Annotated in this window: 1 protein-coding gene, 1 tRNA gene and 1 pseudogene; 1 reads left to right on the top strand and 2 read right to left on the bottom strand. The window is 69.5% G+C overall.

Annotated elements, in window-relative coordinates; translation table 11 throughout:
* Both ACTIR_RS0112865 and ACTIR_RS0112860 read right to left on the bottom strand, forming a co-directional pair.
* Window positions 1-220 (bottom strand): annotated as a pseudogene (locus ACTIR_RS0112865) (PLP-dependent transferase); the annotation flags it as partial.
* 109 nt (window positions 221-329) lie between these two features.
* Window positions 330-415: transfer RNA gene (locus ACTIR_RS0112860), tRNA-Leu, on the bottom strand.
* Window positions 416-545: 130 nt separating this feature from the next.
* Between ACTIR_RS0112860 and ACTIR_RS0112855 the strand changes: the two genes are divergently transcribed.
* Window positions 546-1,321, top strand: a 776-nt coding sequence (locus ACTIR_RS0112855) for a DUF3662 domain-containing protein (protein WP_026454594.1), incomplete at its 3' end; no start/stop codon positions are given.

The raw sequence follows: 1,321 nt of genomic DNA, 5'->3' as shown, positions 1-1,321 counted from the left end.
TGGCGATCCCGGAGGCGAACGCCGTGGCGGTGCCGCCCTCCAGGTCACCGACCGCGTCCTCGAACGCGGCCCAGGTCGGCGTGCCGTCCTCGCGGGCGTAGCCGAGGCCGAGTGTGCTGACCGGGACGAGGGGGGTGTTCATCGGCCCGTCCGACTCGTGCGGGCGTCCCGCCACGATCGCACGGGTCCGTGCCGACCACTGTTCGCTCACGCCCGTCACGGTATCGGCGGCCGGATGCGGCCGGACGGGGACGCGGACGGCGGGTGACATTCGCGACAGGCCCCGCGCAGAGAAGTAGCCCCGCCCCGGCGGACCGGGACGGGGCTCGTGGTGGGCGAGGAGGGAGTTGAACCCTCACGTCCTTCCGGACACACGGACCTGAACCGTGCGCGTCTGCCATTCCGCCACTCGCCCGAGTGACTGACCGCGTCAGCAAGAAGAAGCCTACCAGGCCCCGTCGACGGGGTTTCACAGGGCCCGGTCTTTCACGCCGAAAACCGGATACGATCGCGTCGGAAGGTACACGTGGAGGGAGGTGGCCCCGGTGGGACGCGTGCAGCGCTTCGATCGGCGCCTCGAGAACCTCGTGGGAGACGCCTTCGCGCGGATATTCGGCGGCAACGTCGTCACGCAGGAAGTGGCGCTGGAACTGGAGCGTGAGTGTGAGGACAACGTCCGGGACCTCGCGGGCGGGCGCAAACTCGCGCCCAACCACTACGTCGTGTCGTTGGGAGCCGCCGATCACGACCGGATGGCGGAAGACGAGCAACGGGTCACCCGGATGCTCGCCGAAGCAGTCTCACAGCACCTCGCTGAGCACGGCTGGGACACCTATGGTGACGTCGTAGTTTCGCTAGAGCGCAACGAGGCGCTGCATACTGGAAAGTTCAGAACCCGCTCGACCGTCGACCCCGACGTCACGGCACACGACGGAGGGACCTCCGCACGGTCGGCACGAATGAGCGACGCAGGAGACCGACCAATGAGCCAGCCCGGCGGCTACGGCCAATACGACCAGGGTGACCCGTACGGCCAGCAGGGCCAGTACGGCTACGGACAAGCAGGCCCCGGGTACGACCAGGGCTACGGTGCTCCGGGGTACGACCAGGGCTACGGCGCCCCTGGTTACGACCAGGGCTACGGTGCTCCCGGGTACGACCAGGGCTACGGCGCCCCTGGTTACGACCAGGGCTACGGCGCCCCCGGGTACGACCAGGGCTACGGCGCCCCTGGTTACGACCAGGGCTACGGGGCCCCCGGTTACGACCCCTACGGCCAGCCTCCTGCTCCCGGCTACGACCCGGGCTACGGCCAGCCGCC

Source organism: Saccharomonospora iraqiensis subsp. iraqiensis (assembly GCF_000430445.1).
Taxonomy (GTDB): Bacteria; Actinomycetota; Actinomycetes; order Mycobacteriales; family Pseudonocardiaceae; genus Saccharomonospora; species Saccharomonospora iraqiensis.
The sequence above is the reverse complement of the archived record's forward strand: the minus strand, read 5'-3'. Positions and strand labels throughout refer to the sequence as shown.